Below are 18,882 nucleotides of genomic sequence, written 5' to 3'. Positions count from 1 at the left end.
CTGCCGCAGGCTGCGACCGACGGCGTAGCCGGCGTAAGGCGGTATCCCCTACCTGCGGGTAAAACCGCGTCGTCAGGTTCTGCGGCCCCTGCGGTGCCGATCGCAGCCTGCGGCAGCGGCTACAGGGATCGCGCAGCGTGCGCCAGAAGTGGGCAAGACGCTTTGAATCAGTGCAGGAAATCCTCCCTGCTGGCCTGAGGCAGGCTTTCAGGCCCGCTGAAACCGCCATTGGCGGAACTTGGCACAACCGCTGCATTAACTCTCCCAACAGCACATACGACCCGGCCTTCAACGACGAAGGATGGGTTTTCCCGAGAGAACGGGACCGGACAAAGGCGTCCTGCCAGGCAACTGGCGGGACGCCTTTTTTGTTTGCGCAACGTTTATCGAGCCAGGCCCGGCATGCCCGACGGCCTGTCTACGCGGAGAGCGAAATGAACAAACTCAAGCTGGTGATGATCGGCAACGGCATGGCCGGGGTCCGCACCCTGGAAGAGCTGCTCAAGCTGAGCAATGAGCTGTACGACATCACGGTCTTCGGCGCGGAACCCCACACCAACTACAACCGCATCCTGCTCTCCCCAGTACTGGCCGGCGAACAGACCTTCGAAGAGATCGTGCTCAACGACCTGAGCTGGTACCTGGACAACCACATCAAGCTGCTGCTCAACCGCAAGGTGGTGCAGATCGACCGGGTCAAGCGCCGGGTGATCGCCGAAGACGGCAGCGAAGCCGAGTACGACCGCCTGCTGATCGCCACTGGCTCGACCCCGTTCATCCTGCCGATTCCCGGCAACGACCTGCAGGGCGTGATCGGCTACCGCGACATCGCCGACACCCAGGCGATGATCGACACCGCCAAGACCCACAAGCACGCGGTGGTCATCGGCGGCGGCCTGCTCGGCCTGGAGGCCGCCAACGGCCTGATGCTGCGCGGCATGGACGTGACCGTGGTGCACATCGGCGAATGGCTGCTGGAGCGCCAGCTGGACAAGACCAGCGGCCAGCTGCTGCAAAGCGCCCTGGAAAGCCGCGGCCTGAAATTCCGCCTGAGCGAACAGACCCAGGCCCTGCACGACGCGGGCAATGGCCGGGTCGGCTCGGTGCAGTTCAAGAACGGCGACATCATCCCCGCCGACCTGGTGGTGATGGCCGCCGGCATCCGGCCCAATACCGAGCTGGCGGAAAAAGCCGGGCTGCCATGCAGCCGCGGGATCCTGGTCAACGACACCCTGCAGACCTACGACCCACGCATCTACGCCATCGGCGAATGCGCCAGCCATCGCGGCATCGCCTACGGCCTGGTGGCGCCGCTGTTCGAACAGGCCAAGGTCTGCGCCAACCACCTCGCTCAACTGGGCTTCGCCACTTACAAGGGCTCGGTGACCTCGACCAAGCTGAAAGTCACCGGCATCGACCTGTTCTCCGCCGGCGACTTCATGGGCGGCGAAGGCACCGAGACCATCACCCTCTCCGACCCCATCGGCGGCGTGTACAAGAAGCTGGTGATCAAGGACGACATCCTGGTCGGCGCCTGCCTGTATGGCGACACCGCCGACGGCGGCTGGTACTTCCGGCAGATCCGCGAGAACCACGCCATCGGCGAGATCCGCGACCACCTGATGTTCGGCGAGAACGCTTTGGGCGATGTCGGCCACCAGGGCCAGGACAAGGCCATGAGCATGGCCGACACCGCCGAAGTCTGCGGCTGCAACGGCGTGTGCAAGGGCACCATCGTCAAGGCGATCCAGGAACACGGCCTGTTCAGCGTCGACGAGGTCAAGAAGCACACCAAGGCCGCCAGCTCCTGCGGCTCCTGTGCCGGCCTGGTGGAACAGATCCTGATCAACACCGTGGGCGGCGCGGCCGACGTCAAGCCGAAAAGCGAGAAAGCCATCTGCGGTTGCAGCGACCTCAACCACGGGCAGATCCGCCAGGCGATCCGCGAACAGCACCTGCTGACCATCGCCGGCACCATGAGCTACCTGAACTGGCGTACGCCCAACGGCTGCGCCACCTGCCGCCCGGCGCTGAACTACTACCTGATTGCCACCTGGCCAGGCGAAGCCAGGGACGATCCGCAATCGCGCCTGATCAACGAGCGGGCCCACGCCAATATCCAGAAAGACGGCACCTATTCGGTGGTGCCGCGGATGTGGGGTGGCGTCACCACCCCCTCCGAACTGCGGCGTATCGCCGACGTGGCGGACAAGTACCAGGTGCCGATGGTCAAGGTCACCGGCGGCCAGCGCATCGACCTTTTGGGTATCAAGAAGCAGGATTTGCCCGGGGTCTGGAAAGACCTGGACATGCCCTCCGGCCACGCCTACGGCAAGTCCATCCGCACTGTGAAAACCTGCGTCGGCAGCGAGTTCTGCCGCTTCGGCACGCAGAACTCCACCCAGCTGGGCATCGAGCTGGAGCATGACCTGTTCAACATGTGGTCGCCGCACAAGGTCAAGCTGGCGGTCTCCGGCTGCCCACGCAACTGCGCCGAGGCCGGGATCAAGGACGTCGGCATCATCGGCGTCGACTCGGGCTGGGAGATGTATATCGGTGGTAACGGCGGGATCAAGACCGAGGTCTCGGAGTTCTTCGTCAAGCTGAAAACCGCCGACGAAGTGCGCGAATACAACGGCGCGTTCCTGCAGCTGTACCGCGAGGAAGCCTTCTACCTGGAGCGCACCGTGCACTACCTGCAACGGGTCGGCATGGCGCATATCAAGCAGGCCATCATCGAAGACCCGCAACGGCGCAAGGCCCTCAACGAGCGCCTGCAATTCTCCCTGTCCTTCGAACAGGACCCGTGGAAGGAGCGTCTGGAACAGCCGCAGCTGAAAAAAGAGTTCGAGCCGATCCGCGTCAAGCCACTGGAGGTGCTGCCATGAACTGGCTGGATATCTGCGCCCTGGACGAGATCAACGCCCTGGGCTCGCGCATCGTCAACGGCCCCAAGGGCGACATCGCGATCTTTCGCACCAGCGACGACGAAGTCTTCGCCCTCGACGACCGTTGCCCGCACAAAGGCGGGCCACTGTCCCAGGGGCTGATCTACGGCAAGACGGTCGCCTGCCCGTTGCACAACTGGCAGATCGACCTGGAGTCCGGCGAAGCACAGGCGCCGGATACCGGCTGCGCCCATCACCATCTGGCGCGGGTGGAAAACGGCCGCGTGCTGCTGGCCCTGCGGGATGCCGGCTGATGAACCGCCAGACGACCGCCTCGACCTGCTGTTACTGCGGCGTTGGCTGTGGCGTGCTGATCGAGCACGACGGCGAACGCATCCTCGGCGTCAGTGGCGACCCGAGCCACCCGGCCAACCACGGCAAACTGTGCAGCAAAGGCTCCACCCTGCACCTGACCGGCGACCTCGCGGCCCGCGCCCTGTATCCGGAATTGCGCCTGGGCAAGGCCCTGGCGCGCAGCCGCACCGACTGGGACACCGCGCTGGAGCACGCGGCCAACCTGTTTGCCGAAACCATCGCCGAACACGGCCCGGACAGCGTGGCCTTCTATATCTCCGGGCAATTGCTTACCGAGGATTACTACGCCTTCAACAAGCTGGCCCGGGCCCTGGTGGGCACCAACAACATCGACAGCAATTCGCGACTGTGCATGTCCTCGGCGGTGGTCGGCTACAAACGCAGCCTGGGCGCCGACGCCCCGCCCTGCAGCTACGAAGACCTCGAACTGAGCGATTGCGCGATGATCGTCGGCAGCAACATGGCCTACGCCCATCCGGTGCTGTTCCGCCGCCTGGAGCAGGCCAAGCGCCTGCGGCCGCAGATGAAAGTGATCGTCATCGACCCGCGGCGCACCGACACTTGCGATCTGGCCGATTTGCACCTGGCGATCCTGCCCGGCACCGATGTCGCGCTGTTCCACGGCATCCTGCACCTGCTGCTGTGGCAGGACTGGATCGATCGCGACTTCATCCAGGCGCATACCGAAGGCCTGGCCGAGCTGAAGAACCTGGTCCACGACTACACCCCGCATATGGTCGCGCAGCTGTGCGGCATCAGCGTCGAGCAACTGCGCCAGTGCGCCGAATGGGTCGGCACCTCGCCGAGCTTCCTGTCGCTGTGGTGCATGGGGCTGAACCAGTCCAGTGCCGGCAGCGCGAAAAACAGCGCGCTGATCAACCTGCACCTGGCCACCGGGCAGATCGGCCGTCCCGGGGCCGGCCCTTTCTCCCTCACCGGCCAGCCGAATGCCATGGGCGGCCGGGAAACCGGCAGCCTGTCGAACCTGCTACCGGGGCACCGGGACGCCGCCAACCCGGAGCACCGGGCTGAAGTCGCGGCCTACTGGGGCGTCGAACAATTGCCGGCCAACCCCGGCCTGAGCGCGATCGAGCTGTTCGAACAACTGCGCGGCGGCAAGATCAAGGCGCTGTGGATCGCCTGCACCAACCCGGCGCAGTCGCTGCCCGACCAGAACGCGGTGCGAGAGGCTTTGCTGGCCTGCCCGTTCGTGGTCCTGCAGGAAACCTTTCGCACCACCGAGACCGCGGCCTTTGCCGACCTGCTGCTGCCCGCCGCCAGCTGGGGCGAGAAGGAAGGCAGCGTGACCAACTCGGAACGGCGCATCTCCCATGTGCGCCGCGCCGTGGCCGCACCGGGCGAAGCACGCCCGGATTGGGCCATCACCCTGGACTTCGCCCGGCGCCTGGAACAGCGCCTGCGTCCGCAACAGCCCAGCCTGTTCGCCCTGGATACGCCTGCCCAGCTGTTCGATGAGTACAAACTGCTGACCCGCGGCCGCGACCTGGACCTTTCCGGCATCAGCCACGCACTGATCGACCGTATCGGCCCGCAGCAATGGCCCTTCCCCGCCGGTGCCGAACAGGGGACGCCGCGGCTGTACGTCGACGGCCGCTTCCCGACCGCCAGCGGGCGGGCGCACTTCGTCAGCGACCCATATCGCGCGGCCAAGGAACAGCGGGATGCGCGCTTCCCCCTGACCCTGATCACCGGCCGCCTGCGCGATCAATGGCACGGCATGAGCCGCACCGGCACAGCGGCCCAGCTGTTCGGGCACGTCAGCGAAGCCGTCCTCAGCCTGCACCCGGACGAACTGCGCCGGCAGAACCTGCAAGCGGGTGACCTGGTCTCGCTGAAAAGCCGTCGCGGCAGCGTGGTAGTCGCCGTGGCCGATGACGACAGCGTGCGCCCGGGCCAGGCTTTCCTGCCGATGCACTGGGGCGATAGGTTTCTCAAGGGCGGCGTCAATGCCGTGACTCAGCCGGCGTTCGATCCACTGTCCAAACAGCCGGAACTCAAGCACAGCGGTGTACGCCTGGAGCCGGTCCAGCTGCCGTGGCAATTGTTCGCCCTGATCGAAGGCGATGTGCAGCGGCATTTCGAAGCCCTGCGCCCGCTCTGTGAAAGTTTCGCCTACGTCAGCCTGAGCCTGGCCGGCCGCGAACGCCCGGCCCTGTTGCTGCGAGTGGCCAACGCCGAAGCGCCGGCGCCGCAACTGCTCAAGGACATCGACCAGTTGCTGGGGCTCAACGAAGGCCCGGTGCTGGCCTATGACGATCCTCGGCGCTCCATCGGCAAGCGGGTACGCATCGAACAGGGGCGGATCACCGCCATTCGCCTGGCCGGTGAAACCCTCGCCCGGCACTGGCTGCAGAACCTGTGGCTGGAAGGCAAGGCCGATGAGCAACTGCGCCGCTGGCTGCTGGCGCCGATGAGCGCACCGCCAGGGGCGGCCGGGCTCGCCTCGAGCGGCAAGACCTTGTGCAACTGCAAGAACGTCAGCCAGAGCGCGGTCTGTGCCGGGATCTCCCGCGGCCTGGACCTCGATGGCCTGAAACGGGAGCTGGGCTGCGGCACTCAATGCGGCTCTTGCGTCCCCGAAATCAAACGTCTGCTGGCCAGCTCGGCACAGCCCGTCGCAATCCCCCTGTGAGGAAATAAACATGAGCGCAAAAGTCTGGCTGGTGGGTGCGGGCCCTGGCGATCCTGAACTGCTGACCCTCAAGGCCGTGCGGGCCCTGGGCGAGGCGGATGTGGTGCTGATCGACGATCTGGTGAATCCGGCGGTGCTGGAGCACTGTCCCCGGGCACGGGTTATTGCCGTGGGTAAACGCGGAGGCTGTCGCTCGACGCCCCAGGCGTTCATTCATCGGCTGATGCTGCGCTACGCCCGTCATGGCAAGTGCGTGGTACGCCTCAAGGGCGGCGATCCGTGCATCTTTGGCCGTGGTGGCGAAGAAGCGCAGTGGCTGCAGGAGCGTGGCGTCGAGGTGGAACTGGTGAACGGCATCACCGCCGGCCTGGCGGGCGCTACCCAGTGCGGTATCCCGCTGACCCTGCGCGGTGTCGCCCGTGGCGTCACCCTGCTGACGGCCCATACCCAGGACGACAGTAGCCTGAACTGGCAAGCCCTGGCGCAAAGCGGCACAACGCTGGTGATCTATATGGGGGTGGCAAAACTGGGCGAGATACGTGAACAGCTGATCGCTGGCGGCCTGGCGCCCTATACCCCGGTGGCCATGATTGAAAACGCGTCCCTGCCCGAGCAACGGCTGTGTCGGAGCGCTCTGCATGTCATGCAGGACGATGCCCATGCCTTCCAGCTGAAAAGCCCGGCCATCCTGGTCGTCGGCGAAGTGGCTGCTTGCGGCGCACAACTGCCCGCCCTTTCCGAGGCGGCCCTGGCGGCGGCGTTCTCGGCCTGACTCCAGGCGCTTTCATCAAATCGCGGACAAAGAAAAACCCGGCCTAGGCCGGGTTTTTCAAAGCTGCAAGCTACAGATTACTGAGCTTGTTGAGCTTGTGCTTCAACCTGCGCTTCTACGCGACGGTTTACAGCGCGGCCAGCTTCAGTTGCGTTGTCAGCAACTGGGCGGGACTCACCGTAACCAACGGATTGAACGCGGCTCGACTCAACACCGTACTGGCTGGTCAGAACTTGCTTAACGGCGTTTGCACGACGCTCAGACAGTTTCTGGTTGTAAGCGTCAGGACCGACGGAGTCAGTGTGACCTTCAACAACGGTGGTGGTTTGTGGGTACTGCTTCATGAAGTCAGCGAGGTTCTTGATGTCAGCGTAGCTGTTAGGCTTAACGACCGACTTGTCGAAGTCGAACTTCACGTCCAGCTCAACACGAACAACTTCAGCAACCGGAGCTTCTGGTTCTGGAGTTGGCTCTGGAACTGGAGCAGGAGCTGGAGCAACCTTGCCAGCGTTGCCGCCGAAGTTCACACCCAGACCAACCAGAGCGGAGTAGTCCCACTTGCCGTTGTCCATTGCGTAGTCGGCTTCAACGCCGGCACGAGCGAACAGGTTGTCGGTGAAGTAGTACTTAACACCGGTACCGATGATAGCCAGGGTCGACTGGTCGCGACCGCTGTGGCCGTCAGCCAGGACGTTGGTACGGCTCTGGTGACCGAAACCACCGGAAACGTATGGACGCAGGGAGTCCACGCCAGCTTGACCGAAGTGGTAGGTAGCCAGCAGGCTGCCGGTGTCACCTTTGATCTTCTGGTTGCCAGTGCCGTCGTTCGAACGGGTGTGGTTGGTTTTGTCGTAGTTCAGGTCCAACGACAGGTCATCGGTCAGGAAGTAGCCGATACGAGCGCCTGGGTTGAAGCCGTCTTCGATGTGCTTAACGCTGTCGTTGTACTGTTTTTTGTAAAACAGTTCACCCTCGACCGCGCCTTGGCCTTGCGCCAGAACGCCGAACGAAGTCACGGCAACAATAGAACCAATGGCAATGCCCAAGGTGTTTTTCAGTTTCATCCGTTAAATCCCCATCTGGTGATTGTAAAGCAGTCCCACATACCGGGGGACAACTCGGCGGTAAGTCTATCAGAACTTACCTAGACGTAAGAGATATTTGCGCCGAACTAAGTTTCAGCAATGCCTGCAAATTTCTCACGCAATTTATCAAGCGCACGCTTGTACCGCATTTTCGTAGCACTCAACCCCATGTGCATGATGTCTGCGATCTCCTGGAACTCCAGCTCTGCGACGAATCGTAGCACCAGAATCTCCCGATCGATCGGGTTCACATGCACCAACCAGCGGTCAAGTCCGCCCTTTTCCTCAGGTTTCGGCGCCTTATCTTCAGACGCTTCCTCGAGGGGATCAAGACTTAACGCATCCATCAAGCGACGTTTCCGCCGTTCTTTCCGATACTGCGTGATGCATTCGTTGTACGTGATGCTATAGAGCCATGTCTTGAACTTCGATTTCCCCTCGAAGTTCTTGAGGCCATACAGCACCTTCAACATCACCTCCTGACAGACATCGTCAGCATCACGATCGTTCCCTAAATAACGTGCACAAACGTTGAAGAGGGTTCGCTGATAGCGTCGCATCAACTCTTCATACGCACGCGTTACGTGAAACAGCTCCGTGTGCGAGCGCGCAACCAACTCCTCGTCAGAGAGCTCACGGGGGTCATAGCGCGTGGATAGCGATTGGGCTTTATTCAAAACGAGTCGGGCCGACAGTCAGGTCAATGTCCACCGCAGCCCAGACACGGGCATTTTGCGGCGGCATACATTAGCAGGGTTTGCCGGGTTAGCGGCTACTTACATGCTGCTCCAGCAGGATCCGATTGGAGAGAGAGACCAGCTCGCCCTCATCGGTCAGCAGTGTAGTCTTAACCGTGCCGATCTCCTCGATCTGCCCTTCGACCTCGCCAACTCGCACTTGTTGCCCAACCTGATACAACTCACGCACATAGATTCCCGCAAGAATCTGACCGGCAATATCCCGGCTTCCCAACCCCATGGCCAAGGCAACAGCCAGACCAACGGTAATCAAAACGATCACGATCACATGGTTGAGCAGGTCGGTTTTGACCTCCAACTGACTGATCGCAACGGAAATACTGATGATGATCACCAGCCCCTGGGCGATTCGCCCCAGGCCACTGGCGTAATCCAGACCGACCCCTTCGGCCGCTCCGCGCACCAGCCCATTGGCCAATTGCGCCAGCAATACCCCCACCAACAGCACCAGCGCGGCCCCGAAAACCTTCGGTAAATACAACGCCAGCATGTCGAGCGTAGCCGAAACCCGCTCCAGGCCAAGGGATTCTGCAGCAGAAACCAGAAAAATCAGTAATACGAACCAATACACGATTTTACCGATCAAGGTAGAAATCGGTACCTGCAAGCCCGCGCGGGACAGCAGTTTGGTCAAACCGGTACCGCCCATCAAACGGTCCAGGCCCAGTTTGGCGAGCAATTTGGAAAGCAGGGTATCAAGCAGTTTGGCAACCACAAAACCCAACAGCAGCACGACCAGCGCGCCAAACAGATTGGGAATGAAGTTCGCTACCTTGGTCCACAACGCAGTCATCGCAGTGACGAGGCTCTGAGTCCAGAGATCAAGTTCCATATTCAATCAGCCTTATCAGCAGTGCGAGCAGTAGGTTTACGACGGGAAACCGGCGAGATATGGGCCGATCCGTTATTCAGAGCAATCATCAGCGCCGGCAACCAGCGGCCGAGCAGGCTGAACAGATCGCCCGCCCCCACCTGCCGGTTGGCGGTTTTAAGTACGCGGCCCAGGCACGCATCGTCGTCCCGGGTGGACGGTGTGGCCTTGAGCATGTCACGCAACGACTGTTCAAACGGATCGTGCATACGCACCTCTCGATATGTCAGTGAAAGACGCGATCAAAATTCCCTGGGTCACATAGTTCATGATCAGACCCAGCGCAAACGTCGGAATAACCACCACTGTCCCAGCGCGACCAGCGCCATCAACAGGCAGGCCACCAGAAACCCGTAGGGGCTGTTGGAAAGCGGAATGCCTCCCACATTGATCCCCAGCAAACCGGCCAGAAAACTCATCGGCAGAAAGATCCCGGTGATGATCCCGAAGCGAAACATGATGCGGTTCATGCGCACGCTCAGGCGCCGGTCTTCGGCCTCCAGCACAAGCCCCACGCGCTCTCGGTTCAATTCGAGCTCTTCCAGGTAGCGGGTCAGACTGTTATTCAATTCGTTCCAGTAATCGCCATCGTCATCGGCGAACCAAGGCAACCTGATGCGGCTGAGCTGACCGAAAATATCCCGCTGCGGAGCGAGGAAACGCTTGAGTCCGGCAGCCCGTCGACGAATCTGCAGAATGTTGCTGTGCTCGGGGGTATACCGTTCGTCGGCATCCAGTTTTTCTTCCTCGGCATCGACCACTTCCGACAGGTCGCTGACCAGGTCCTGCACTTTATGGGTCAGGTACTCAGCCATATAAAGGATGAGTTCGGAGGCGGTTTTCGGTCCCTTGCCTTCGCCCAGTTGCACCAGCAGCTCATCCGTCGCGCGCAATGGCCGCAGGCGCAGGGAGATCACTCGCTGGGCCGAACCGAAGATGCGTACCGAAACCATGTCCTCCGGCTCCGCGCCGGGGTTGAGGTTGATGCCGCGTAAAAACAGCAGGAACTCGGAATCCGGCAGCGCCAACAGGCGCGGCCGGGTATTTTCTTCGAGTAAAAGGTCACAGCTGAACTCGCTCAGACCGCTGGATTTACGCAGCCAGGTCTGGGTTTGCGGATGGCTGCGATCCCAATGCAGCCAGAGACTCTCATGGGCTTGCAGCTGCAAGTCGTCCAGTTCAGTTCGGGCAATCGCACGCGCACCACCTTTACCGTCCAGCACCAGGGCATGTACCAGCCCCCATTGCGCGTTGTCTTCCTCGAACATCCTCATCCCTTGCTTGGTCGACTGCTTATTCGGGCATTTTCAGCGGGCTTGGCGAAACGATTACGCCATTGTTGTCGGCATAGACATATTCGCCCGGACGGAACGTCACCCCGGCAAAAGTCACCGCCACGTTGAGATCACCAATACCGCGCTTGTCGGTTTTCATCGGGTGGCTGGCCAGCGCCTGAACGCCCAGGTCGGTTTGCGCGATGACATCGACATCACGGATGCAACCGTAGATCACCAGCCCTTCCCAACCGTTCTTCGCCGCCTTCTCGGCCAGCATATCGCCCAGCAGCGCACGGCGCAGGGAGCCGCCACCGTCGACCACCAGCACCTTGCCGTGGCCCTTGAGCTCGACCTGTTCCTTGACCAGCGAGTTGTCTTCGAAGCATTTGATGGTCACGATTTCGCCGCCGAAGGAGTCGCGGCCACCGAAATTGCTGAACATCGGTTCAACCACCTGCACCAGATCCGGGTAGGCGTCGCACAGGTCGGGAGTGAGGTAATGATTCATCGAGAAACTCCTGTAATGGAAAGAACACGTCGCGGTGTCGGAATTCGCAGGGTTCATGCTGAGTGATACGAGGGCAGACGGAAAATGTTTAACATTTCAGCTAGCCCTCACCATACGCCAATTTCAGCAGGCTCGACGGCACGAACAGAATGCTTAACCGGCGACCTAATGTGACCAGAACCGCTCAGTGCGTCATATCTTAGCCGCAAGCGCATCGGAACGAAATGCTCTTGTCAGAGCCTTCTGAACTCAACTGGCGGCAGCCAGTTCGGTGCCCGACGCCAACAACGGGCTCTGCTGATCCTGCAACCATCGCGCGACCAAAGGCCAGACTTCAGCCTGGGCGGCTTTGCTCACCAGCATCTCCACATGGCCGAAATTGCCGCTGAACCCTTGTTCGCGTCCCAGGCAGACAAACTGCTTATGCTCGGAACTCAACTGGTCAAACAGCTTGCGACAAGCCCAGGTCGGATCCTGATGATCCCCGGCCGCGCTCACCGCCAATACCGGCAGCGAAACATCGCACAAGCCGGCCCACCAGTCCTTCTGCCCATCGCCGAAACGCCCGAACAGCCCGTACCAGCGCATGCCTTCCAGGGCCAGGCCAATGGGCTCGTCCTCGGGACCGCGCTTGAGTCGCGAGCCGGACAACTGGGCAAAGCGCTTGAGAATGAAACGACCGCCCCACTCCACCGCCGGGATTTTCAATGGCCAATAGGTGCGGCTGACCTGACAGCCGAACAGCGCCGCCGACGCCACTACCGGCTCTCCCAGGTACTGGCCACCCAAGGCCGCCGCCAGGGTAATGCCGCCCAGGGAATGACCAATCCAGTGCGGAACCTGGCCGCTTTGTTCCCGCACGAAGGCGCCGATGGCGGGCAGATCGTATTGCGCATAGTCGGCGACGCGATTCTTGCGGTAGTCGGCATTGCGTCGCGACAGGCCGTGACCACGCATCTCGGGGATCCATACATCGAAACCCATGCGCGCCAGATACGCGCCCAGGCCGATGCCCTTGGGCGAATACCAGAAGCGCCGATTGGAGAAGCTGCCGTGCAGCAGGATCACCGGGACACCACGGGATTCGGGTTCGTCCGCCATCCCCAGGCGGGTGACGGCCAGCTCGACCGTGGCGTCCGGGCTATTGCCGGGCTTCAGGCGGTAGACGTCTTCACTCAGGTCGCCTCGACGTTCGGCACTGATCAAGGCGACGGGAAACAGGTTGCTGCTGCTTTGCATAATGCTCTTGCACAAAAAAGGGCGGCTTCCAGATGGAGCCCGCCCTACTTGAATCTCAAAGCCTCGGCCAGCCCGAAGGCTGGCCGAGGCTTCATTCCGCTTAGACCGCACCCTGCCCCTCGGCCAGGAAGAACCAGGTTTCCAGTACGGAATCCGGGTTCAGCGAGACGCTTTCGATGCCCTGCTCCATCAGCCACTTGGCCAAGTCCGGATGGTCGGACGGGCCCTGGCCGCAAATACCGATGTATTTGCCGGCCTTGTTGCAGGCGGCGATGGCGTTGGCCAGCAGTTTCTTGACCGCCGGATTACGCTCGTCGAACAGGTGCGCGATGATGCCCGAATCGCGGTCCAGGCCCAGGGTCAGCTGGGTCAGGTCGTTAGAGCCGATGGAGAAACCGTCGAAGAACTCGAGGAACTCTTCGGCCAGGATCGCGTTGGAAGGCAGCTCGCACATCATGATCACGCGCAGGCCGTTTTCACCACGCTTGAGACCGTTTTCGGCCAGCAGATCCACCACCTGGCTGGCTTCGCCCAGAGTGCGGACGAACGGCACCATGATCTCGACGTTGGTCAGGCCCATGTCGTTGCGCACGCGCTTGAGGGCGCGGCACTCGAGCTCGAAGCAGTCACGGAAGGCTTCGCTGATGTAACGCGAAGCACCGCGGAAGCCCAGCATCGGGTTTTCTTCTTCCGGCTCGTAGAGCTTGCCGCCGATCAGGTTGGCGTATTCGTTGGACTTGAAGTCCGACAGGCGCACGATGACCTTTTTCGGCCAGAAGGCCGCAGCCAGGGTGCTAATGCCTTCAACCAGCTTGTCGACGTAAAAACCGACCGGATCGTTATAGCCAGCGATGCGCTTGTCGACGCTGTCCTTGATTTCATGGGGCAGGCCGGCGTAGTTCAGCAGCGCCTTGGGGTGCACGCCGATCATGCGGTTGATGATGAACTCCAGGCGGGCCAGGCCCACACCGGCGTTCGGCAGTTGGGCGAAGTCGAAGGCGCGGTCCGGGTTGCCGACGTTCATCATGATCTTGAACGGCAGCTCCGGCATGGCGTCGACGGAGTTTTTCTTCACGTCGAAGCCCAGCTCGCCTTCGAAGATGAAACCGGTATCGCCTTCAGCGCAGGACACGGTCACGCCCTGGCCGTCTTTCAACAGTTCGGTGGCGTTGCCGCAACCGACAACGGCCGGAATCCCCAGCTCGCGCGCAATGATCGCGGCGTGGCAGGTACGGCCGCCACGGTTGGTAACGATGGCGCTGGCGCGCTTCATCACCGGCTCCCAGTCCGGGTCGGTCATGTCGGACACCAGCACATCGCCAGCCTGGACCTTGTCCATCTCCGACACGTCCTTGATGATCCGCACCTTGCCGGCGCCGATGCGCTGGCCGATGGCGCGACCTTCCACCAGCACGGTGCCGGTTTCCTTCAACAGGTAACGTTCCATGACGTTGGCCTGGGTGCGGCTCTTCACGGTTTCCGGACGGGCCTGGACGATGTACAGCTTGCCGTCGTCGCCGTCTTTGGCCCATTCGATGTCCATCGGGCACTTGTAGTGCTTCTCGATGATCATCGCCTGCTTGGCCAGCTCGCTGACTTCGGCATCGGTCAGGCAGAAACGCGCGCGATCGGCCTTGTCGACGTCGACAGTCTTGACTGAGCGACCGGCCTTGGCTTCGTCGCCGTAGATCATCTTGATCGCCTTGCTGCCCAGATTGCGGCGCAGGATGGCCGGGCGACCGGCTTGCAGGGTGCCCTTGTGGACGTAGAACTCGTCCGGGTTCACCGCACCTTGAACGACGGTTTCACCCAGGCCGTAGGCGCCGGTGATAAATACCACGTCACGGAAGCCCGACTCGGTGTCGAGGGTGAACATCACGCCGGCGGTGCCGGTTTCCGAACGCACCATGCGCTGCACGCCGGCAGACAGGGCGACCAGCTTGTGGTCGAAGCCCTGGTGCACGCGGTAGGAAATGGCGCGGTCGTTGAACAGGGAAGCGAAGACTTCCTTGGCGGCGCGAATGACGTTCTCGACGCCACGGATATTGAGGAAGGTTTCCTGCTGGCCGGCGAAGGAAGCGTCCGGCAGGTCTTCGGCGGTGGCCGAGGAGCGCACGGCCACGGCCATGTCAGGGTTGCCCGCGGACAGCTTGGCGAACGCGGTGCGGATTTCGCTATTCAGTTGCTCGGGGAACTCGGCTTCCATGATCCATTGACGGATCTGCGCGCCGGTCTTGGCCAGGGCATTCACGTCATCGACGTCCAGGGCGTCGAGCGCAGCGTGGATCTGGTCGTTAAGACCGCTCAATTCGAGAAAATCACGATAGGCCTGGGCCGTCGTGGCAAAGCCTCCAGGGACGGATACACCGGCGCCTGCAAGGTTACTGATCATCTCGCCCAGGGATGCGTTCTTGCCCCCCACATGCTCTACATCATGGACGCCGAGCTTATCGAGGGAAACTACGTACTCTACCAAGGTGATCTCTCCACTAACTGTGTTGGAAAAGCTCAGAAGCCGGCTGCTCGGGGAGCGCTTGCCAGCTGTATGGCCTGGACCTGGAAAATAAGTGAGAATGCGGGCCATTGGAGGCCGGCAAATCGCGCCTATCATATCCAAGATTCGTCACTAGCTTAAGGCCCAAGGTGCAAATGAAACGATCTGCTTTCTTTATCTCCGACGGTACCGGCATCACCGCTGAAACCCTCGGCCAGAGCCTCCTGGCGCAGTTCGAAAACATTACCTTCAGCAAAATCACGCGACCGTATATCGACAGCGTAGATAAAGCGCGGGCCATGGTACAACAAATCAACATCGCCGCCGAAAAGGACGGATTTCGCCCGATTATCTTCGACACCATCGTCAATCAGGACATCCGTGAGATCCTCGCGACGTCCAATGGTTTCATGATCGACATCTTCTCGACCTTCCTCGCCCCCCTGGAGCTGGAGTTGAGCGAGCACTCGTCGTATTCGGTCGGCAAGTCCCATTCCATTGGCGGCAACTCCAACTATATGGAGCGGATCGAGGCGGTGAACTTCGCCCTCGACAACGACGACGGCGCCCGCACCCACTACTACGACAAGGCCGACCTGATCCTGGTCGGCGTGTCGCGCTGCGGCAAGACCCCGACCTGCCTGTATATGGCCATGCAGTTCGGCATCCGCGCCGCCAACTACCCGCTGACCGAAGACGACATGGAACGCCTGCAGCTGCCGACTGCCCTGCGCGCGCACCAGCACAAGCTGTTCGGCCTGACCATCGACCCCGACCGGCTCACCGCCATCCGCAACGAGCGCAAGCCCAACAGCCGTTATTCGAGCTATGCCCAGTGCGAGTTCGAAGTGCGCGAGGTGGAAAACCTGTTCCGCCGCGAGAACATTCCGCACATCAATTCCACGCACTTCTCGGTGGAAGAGATCTCGGCGAAGATCCTCGTGGAAAAAGGCGTCGAGCGGCGCTTCAAGTAGCGTTATCTGACCAAATAGAAGGCTATTGCGAGCAATCGAGCGTCGACCGGCTGCCCCTACACGGCTTACAAGATCTTGTAGGAGCCAGCTAGTCGCGATCGGACCAACGGTCCGCCCTGCCCTCAGATCACCAACAGATCCACGAACCGGTGTACCGCCGTGGCTTCCAGCTGCGCCTGGTCCTTGCACAGGGCAAAGATCTGCGCCGAACGCTGGGCGGTGAAGCGGGTGGCCAGGTTGGCCTTGAACTTGTCTTCCAGCAGCGCAATGCCTTCGGCGCGACGCCGGCGATGGCCGATCGGGTATTCCACCACCACCTGTTCGGTGCTGGAGCCATCCTTGAAAAACACCTGCAGCGCATTGGCGATGGAGCGCTTGTCGGCCTCCAGGTACTCGCGGGTGTAGCGCGGCTCCTCGACTATCTGCATCTTCTCGCGCAACTGGTCGATGATCGGGTGGGCGGCATGGAAGTCGTCTTCATAGTGCTCGGCCACCAGGTTGCCGAACGCCAGCGGCACGGCGGTCATGTACTGGATGCAGTGGTCGCGGTCGGCGGCGTTGGCCAGCGGGCCGACCTTGGAAATGATGCGGATCGCCGATTCATGGGTGGTGATGACGATCCTGTCGATCTCGTGCAGGCGATTGCGCACCAGCGGGTGCAGGGTCACCGCCGCTTCACAGGCGGTCTGCGCATGGAACTCGGCCGGGAAGCTGATCTTGAACAGCACGTTTTCCATTACATAGGTGCCGTACTGCTGCGACAGGCTGAAACGGCGCTGGTCTTCGGGCTTGAGCGCCAGGTCCTTGTTGGTGTGGCTGAACAGCACGTCGTAGAAGCCCCACTGCGGCGCGCTCAGCACTCCCGGGATGCCCATCTCGCCACGCAGGGCGATATCCGCCAGGCGCACGCCACGGCTGGTGGCATCCCCCGCCGCCCAGGATTTGCGCGAACCGGCGTTCGGCGCATGGCGGTAGGTACGCAGCGCCTGGCCATCGACAAAGGCATGGGACAGCGCCGCCAGCAGCTGCTCGCGGTTGGCCCCCATCAACTTGGCGGTGACCGCGGTCGAGGCGACTTTCACCAGCAGGACATGGTCGAGGCCGACCCGGTTGAAGGAGTTTTCCAGGGCAATCACCCCCTGGATCTCATGGGCCATGATCATAGCCTCGAGCACCGCGCGCATGGTCAGCGGCGCCTCGCCATTGGCCACGCGCTTTTGCGACAGGTGATCGGCCACGGCGAGGATGCCACCGAGGTTGTCGGAAGGATGGCCCCACTCGGCGGCGAGCCAGGTGTCGTTGTAATCCAGCCAACGGACAATGCAGCCGATATCCCAGGCCGCCTTGACCGGGTCCAGGCGCAAGCTAGTACCCGGCACCCGCGCGCCAAACGGCACGAGCGTGCCCTCGACGATGGGCCCCAGGTGCTTTGTACACTCGGGAAAGCGCAGGGCCAGCAAGCCACAGCCGAGGGTGTCCATCAGGCAGTTGCGGGCTGTATCCAGAGCCTCGCGGGACTCGATCCGATAGTTCAGAACGTAGTCGGCGATGTCCTGCAGGACCTGGTCGTAATCGGGGCGTTCGTTCAGATCAACGTTGGCGCTCATGGGCAGTTCACTCCATCAAGGGTTGGGTGTGGGTTGCATCCTCAAGGTCAGGCTGATCGGGTTATTTTTTTATTCACCCCATTGTAGGAACAAGCTTGCTCGCGATGACGGATGGACTGTCGACATCGATGTCGACCGTGGTATCGCTATCGCGAGCAAGCTCGCTCCTACAGGGGCCGCTTATGATTTAGAACGCGTCGCCAGGCACACGTACCCAGCCTTCCATCAAGACCCGCGCGCTACGACTCATGATGGCCTTGGTCACGCTCCATTCGCCGTTGTCCTGCACGGCTTCGGCACCGACGCGCAGGGTCCCCGACGGGTGGCCGAAGCGCACCGCGCTGCGCTCTCCGCCGCCGGCCGCCAGGTTGACCAGGGTCCCGGGGATCGCCGCCGCCGTGCCGATGGCCACCGCGGCGGTGCCCATCATCGCGTGGTGCAGCTTGCCCATGGACAGCGCGCGCACCAGCAGATCGACATCCGCGGCCTGCACCGCCTTGCCGCTGGAAGCCTGGTAGTCCGCGGGCGGCGCGACAAAGGCGACCTTGGGCGTGTGCTGACGCTTGGCCGCTTCATCCAGATTCTGAATCAGCCCCATGCGCAGCGCGCCGTGGGCGCGGATGGTCTCGAACATCGCCAGCGCCTTGGGATCGCCGTTGATATCGCCTTGCAGCTCGGTACCGCTGTAGCCGATGTCGCGGGCGTTGATGAAGATAGTCGGGATCCCGGCATTGATCATGGTGGCCTGGAAAGTCCCGACACCCGGCACCTCCAGGTCGTCCACCAGGTTGCCAGTGGGGAACATCGAACCACCGGCGCCCTCTTCCTCAGCCGCCGGGTCAAGGAACTCCAACTGCACTTCGGCCGCCGGGAAAGTCACCCCGTCCAGCTCGAAATCACCGGTTTCCTGGACCGCGCCGTTGGTGATCGGCACGTGGGCGATGATGGTCTTGCCGATATTGGCCTGCCAGATACGCACCACCGCCACGCCGTTCTGCGGAATGCGCTCGGCATCCACCAGGCCACTGCTGATGGCGAAGGAACCGACCGCCGCCGACAGGTTGCCGCAGTTGCCGCTCCAGTCGACGAAAGGTTTGTCGATGGACACTTGGCCGAACAGGTAATCCACGTCGTGGCCGGGCTTGATGCTTTTCGACAGGATCACCGTCTTGCTGGTGCTGGACGTGGCGCCGCCCATGCCGTCGATCTGCTTGTCGTACGGGTCGGGGCTGCCGATCACCCGCAACAGCAAGGCATCGCGGGCCGCGCCCGGCAGCTGCGCCGCCTCGGGCAGGTCCTGCAGGCTGAAGAACACACCCTTGCTGGTGCCGCCCCGCATGTAGGTGGCGGGAATCTTGATTTGCGCTACGAAAGCCATGAA

Annotated in this window: 15 protein-coding genes; 5 read left to right on the top strand and 10 right to left on the bottom strand. The window is 61.9% G+C overall.

Annotated elements, in window-relative coordinates:
* Window positions 1-434: 434 nt before the first annotated feature.
* The 4 genes from nirB to cobA are packed head-to-tail and all read left to right on the top strand — an operon-like array spanning window position 435 to window position 6,688.
* Window positions 435-2,888 carry a nitrite reductase large subunit NirB gene (gene nirB, locus BMY68_RS01905; RefSeq protein WP_085530269.1) on the top strand — a complete coding sequence of 818 codons (2,454 nt, stop codon included), beginning with the start codon at window positions 435-437 and terminating at the stop codon, window positions 2,886-2,888.
* Window positions 2,885-3,202, top strand: a complete 318-nt coding sequence (nirD, locus tag BMY68_RS01900) for a nitrite reductase small subunit NirD (RefSeq protein ID WP_085530268.1) — start codon at window positions 2,885-2,887, stop codon at window positions 3,200-3,202. Before nirB ends, nirD begins: the two co-directional genes overlap by 4 nt.
* On the top strand, window positions 3,202-5,916 hold the full coding sequence (locus tag BMY68_RS01895) for a nitrate reductase (RefSeq protein WP_085530267.1): 2,715 nt from the start codon (window positions 3,202-3,204) through the stop codon (window positions 5,914-5,916). The genes nirD and BMY68_RS01895 overlap by 1 nt, the downstream gene beginning before the upstream one ends.
* A 10-nt stretch (window positions 5,917-5,926) precedes the next feature.
* A complete protein-coding gene (gene cobA, locus BMY68_RS01890; RefSeq protein ID WP_009042923.1) occupies window positions 5,927-6,688 on the top strand; it encodes a uroporphyrinogen-III C-methyltransferase in 762 nt (253 codons plus the stop codon).
* A gap of 77 nt (window positions 6,689-6,765) precedes the next feature.
* Here the strand turns inward: cobA and BMY68_RS01885 are convergent, their stop codons facing one another.
* From BMY68_RS01885 to ppsA, 8 genes are all read right to left on the bottom strand, one after another.
* Window positions 6,766-7,752: an OmpA family protein gene (locus BMY68_RS01885; RefSeq protein WP_007927525.1), complete on the bottom strand. Its 987-nt coding sequence runs from the start codon at window positions 7,750-7,752 to the stop codon at window positions 6,766-6,768.
* 107 nt (window positions 7,753-7,859) lie between these two features.
* Window positions 7,860-8,450 carry an RNA polymerase sigma factor SigX gene (gene sigX / locus BMY68_RS01880; protein WP_009042922.1) on the bottom strand — a complete coding sequence of 197 codons (591 nt, stop codon included), beginning with the start codon at window positions 8,448-8,450 and terminating at the stop codon, window positions 7,860-7,862.
* An 88-nt stretch (window positions 8,451-8,538) separates the two neighbouring features.
* On the bottom strand, window positions 8,539-9,363 hold the full coding sequence (locus tag BMY68_RS01875; protein WP_053260260.1) for a mechanosensitive ion channel family protein: 825 nt from the start codon (window positions 9,361-9,363) through the stop codon (window positions 8,539-8,541).
* Between the two features lie 2 nt (window positions 9,364-9,365).
* Entirely contained in the window at window positions 9,366-9,611 is a 246-nt protein-coding gene (locus BMY68_RS01870; RefSeq protein ID WP_007927518.1) for a hypothetical protein, read from the bottom strand.
* 63 nt (window positions 9,612-9,674) lie between these two features.
* Entirely contained in the window at window positions 9,675-10,670 is a 996-nt protein-coding gene (locus tag BMY68_RS01865) for a zinc transporter ZntB (protein WP_085530266.1), read from the bottom strand.
* Window positions 10,671-10,695: 25 nt separating this feature from the next.
* Window positions 10,696-11,187: a ribonuclease E activity regulator RraA gene (rraA, locus tag BMY68_RS01860; protein WP_009042919.1), complete on the bottom strand. Its 492-nt coding sequence runs from the start codon at window positions 11,185-11,187 to the stop codon at window positions 10,696-10,698.
* 249 nt (window positions 11,188-11,436) lie between these two features.
* Complete coding sequence (locus tag BMY68_RS01855) at window positions 11,437-12,426, bottom strand: alpha/beta fold hydrolase (protein WP_085530265.1); 990 nt, start codon at window positions 12,424-12,426, stop codon at window positions 11,437-11,439.
* 100 nt (window positions 12,427-12,526) lie between these two features.
* On the bottom strand, window positions 12,527-14,902 hold the full coding sequence (gene ppsA, locus BMY68_RS01850; RefSeq protein WP_009042917.1) for a phosphoenolpyruvate synthase: 2,376 nt from the start codon (window positions 14,900-14,902) through the stop codon (window positions 12,527-12,529).
* A 173-nt stretch (window positions 14,903-15,075) separates the two neighbouring features.
* On the opposite strand from ppsA, the gene BMY68_RS01845 reads away from it, so the two are divergent.
* Window positions 15,076-15,894 (top strand): posphoenolpyruvate synthetase regulatory kinase/phosphorylase PpsR, encoded by an 819-nt coding sequence (locus tag BMY68_RS01845; protein WP_007927505.1) that lies wholly within the window; start codon window positions 15,076-15,078, stop codon window positions 15,892-15,894.
* A 122-nt stretch (window positions 15,895-16,016) separates the two neighbouring features.
* Here the strand turns inward: BMY68_RS01845 and prpD are convergent, their stop codons facing one another.
* Together prpD and prpF are read right to left on the bottom strand one after the other, a co-directional pair.
* Window positions 16,017-17,501, bottom strand: a complete 1,485-nt coding sequence (gene prpD, locus BMY68_RS01840; protein WP_009042916.1) for a 2-methylcitrate dehydratase — start codon at window positions 17,499-17,501, stop codon at window positions 16,017-16,019.
* Between the two features lie 187 nt (window positions 17,502-17,688).
* Window positions 17,689-18,879 (bottom strand): 2-methylaconitate cis-trans isomerase PrpF, encoded by a 1,191-nt coding sequence (prpF, locus tag BMY68_RS01835; protein WP_085530264.1) that lies wholly within the window; start codon window positions 18,877-18,879, stop codon window positions 17,689-17,691.
* Window positions 18,880-18,882 lie beyond the last annotated feature (3 nt).

It is taken from the genome of Pseudomonas sp. NFACC41-3, from assembly GCF_900109505.1.
Classification (GTDB): Bacteria; Pseudomonadota; Gammaproteobacteria; order Pseudomonadales; family Pseudomonadaceae; genus Aquipseudomonas; species Aquipseudomonas chlororaphis.
Note: the sequence above shows the minus strand (reverse complement) of the source record. Positions and strands in the feature narration are given on the sequence as shown.

Excerpts from the sequence above, each read along its gene's own strand:
- BMY68_RS01895 (WP_085530267.1), top strand. The coding sequence starts at position 3,202 with ATGAACCGCCAGACGACCGCCTCGACCTGCTGTTACTGCGGCGTTGGC.
- rraA (WP_009042919.1), bottom strand. The coding sequence starts at position 11,187 with ATGAATCATTACCTCACTCCCGACCTGTGCGACGCCTACCCGGATCTG.
- nirB (WP_085530269.1), top strand. The coding sequence starts at position 435 with ATGAACAAACTCAAGCTGGTGATGATCGGCAACGGCATGGCCGGGGTC.
- prpF (WP_085530264.1), bottom strand. The coding sequence starts at position 18,879 with ATGGCTTTCGTAGCGCAAATCAAGATTCCCGCCACCTACATGCGGGGC.
- BMY68_RS01855 (WP_085530265.1), bottom strand. The coding sequence starts at position 12,426 with ATGCAAAGCAGCAGCAACCTGTTTCCCGTCGCCTTGATCAGTGCCGAA.
- nirD (WP_085530268.1), top strand. The coding sequence starts at position 2,885 with ATGAACTGGCTGGATATCTGCGCCCTGGACGAGATCAACGCCCTGGGC.
- BMY68_RS01845 (WP_007927505.1), top strand. The coding sequence starts at position 15,076 with ATGAAACGATCTGCTTTCTTTATCTCCGACGGTACCGGCATCACCGCT.
- cobA (WP_009042923.1), top strand. The coding sequence starts at position 5,927 with ATGAGCGCAAAAGTCTGGCTGGTGGGTGCGGGCCCTGGCGATCCTGAA.
- BMY68_RS01865 (WP_085530266.1), bottom strand. The coding sequence starts at position 10,670 with ATGTTCGAGGAAGACAACGCGCAATGGGGGCTGGTACATGCCCTGGTG.
- prpD (WP_009042916.1), bottom strand. The coding sequence starts at position 17,501 with ATGAGCGCCAACGTTGATCTGAACGAACGCCCCGATTACGACCAGGTC.
- BMY68_RS01885 (WP_007927525.1), bottom strand. The coding sequence starts at position 7,752 with ATGAAACTGAAAAACACCTTGGGCATTGCCATTGGTTCTATTGTTGCC.
- BMY68_RS01875 (WP_053260260.1), bottom strand. The coding sequence starts at position 9,363 with ATGGAACTTGATCTCTGGACTCAGAGCCTCGTCACTGCGATGACTGCG.
- BMY68_RS01870 (WP_007927518.1), bottom strand. The coding sequence starts at position 9,611 with ATGCACGATCCGTTTGAACAGTCGTTGCGTGACATGCTCAAGGCCACA.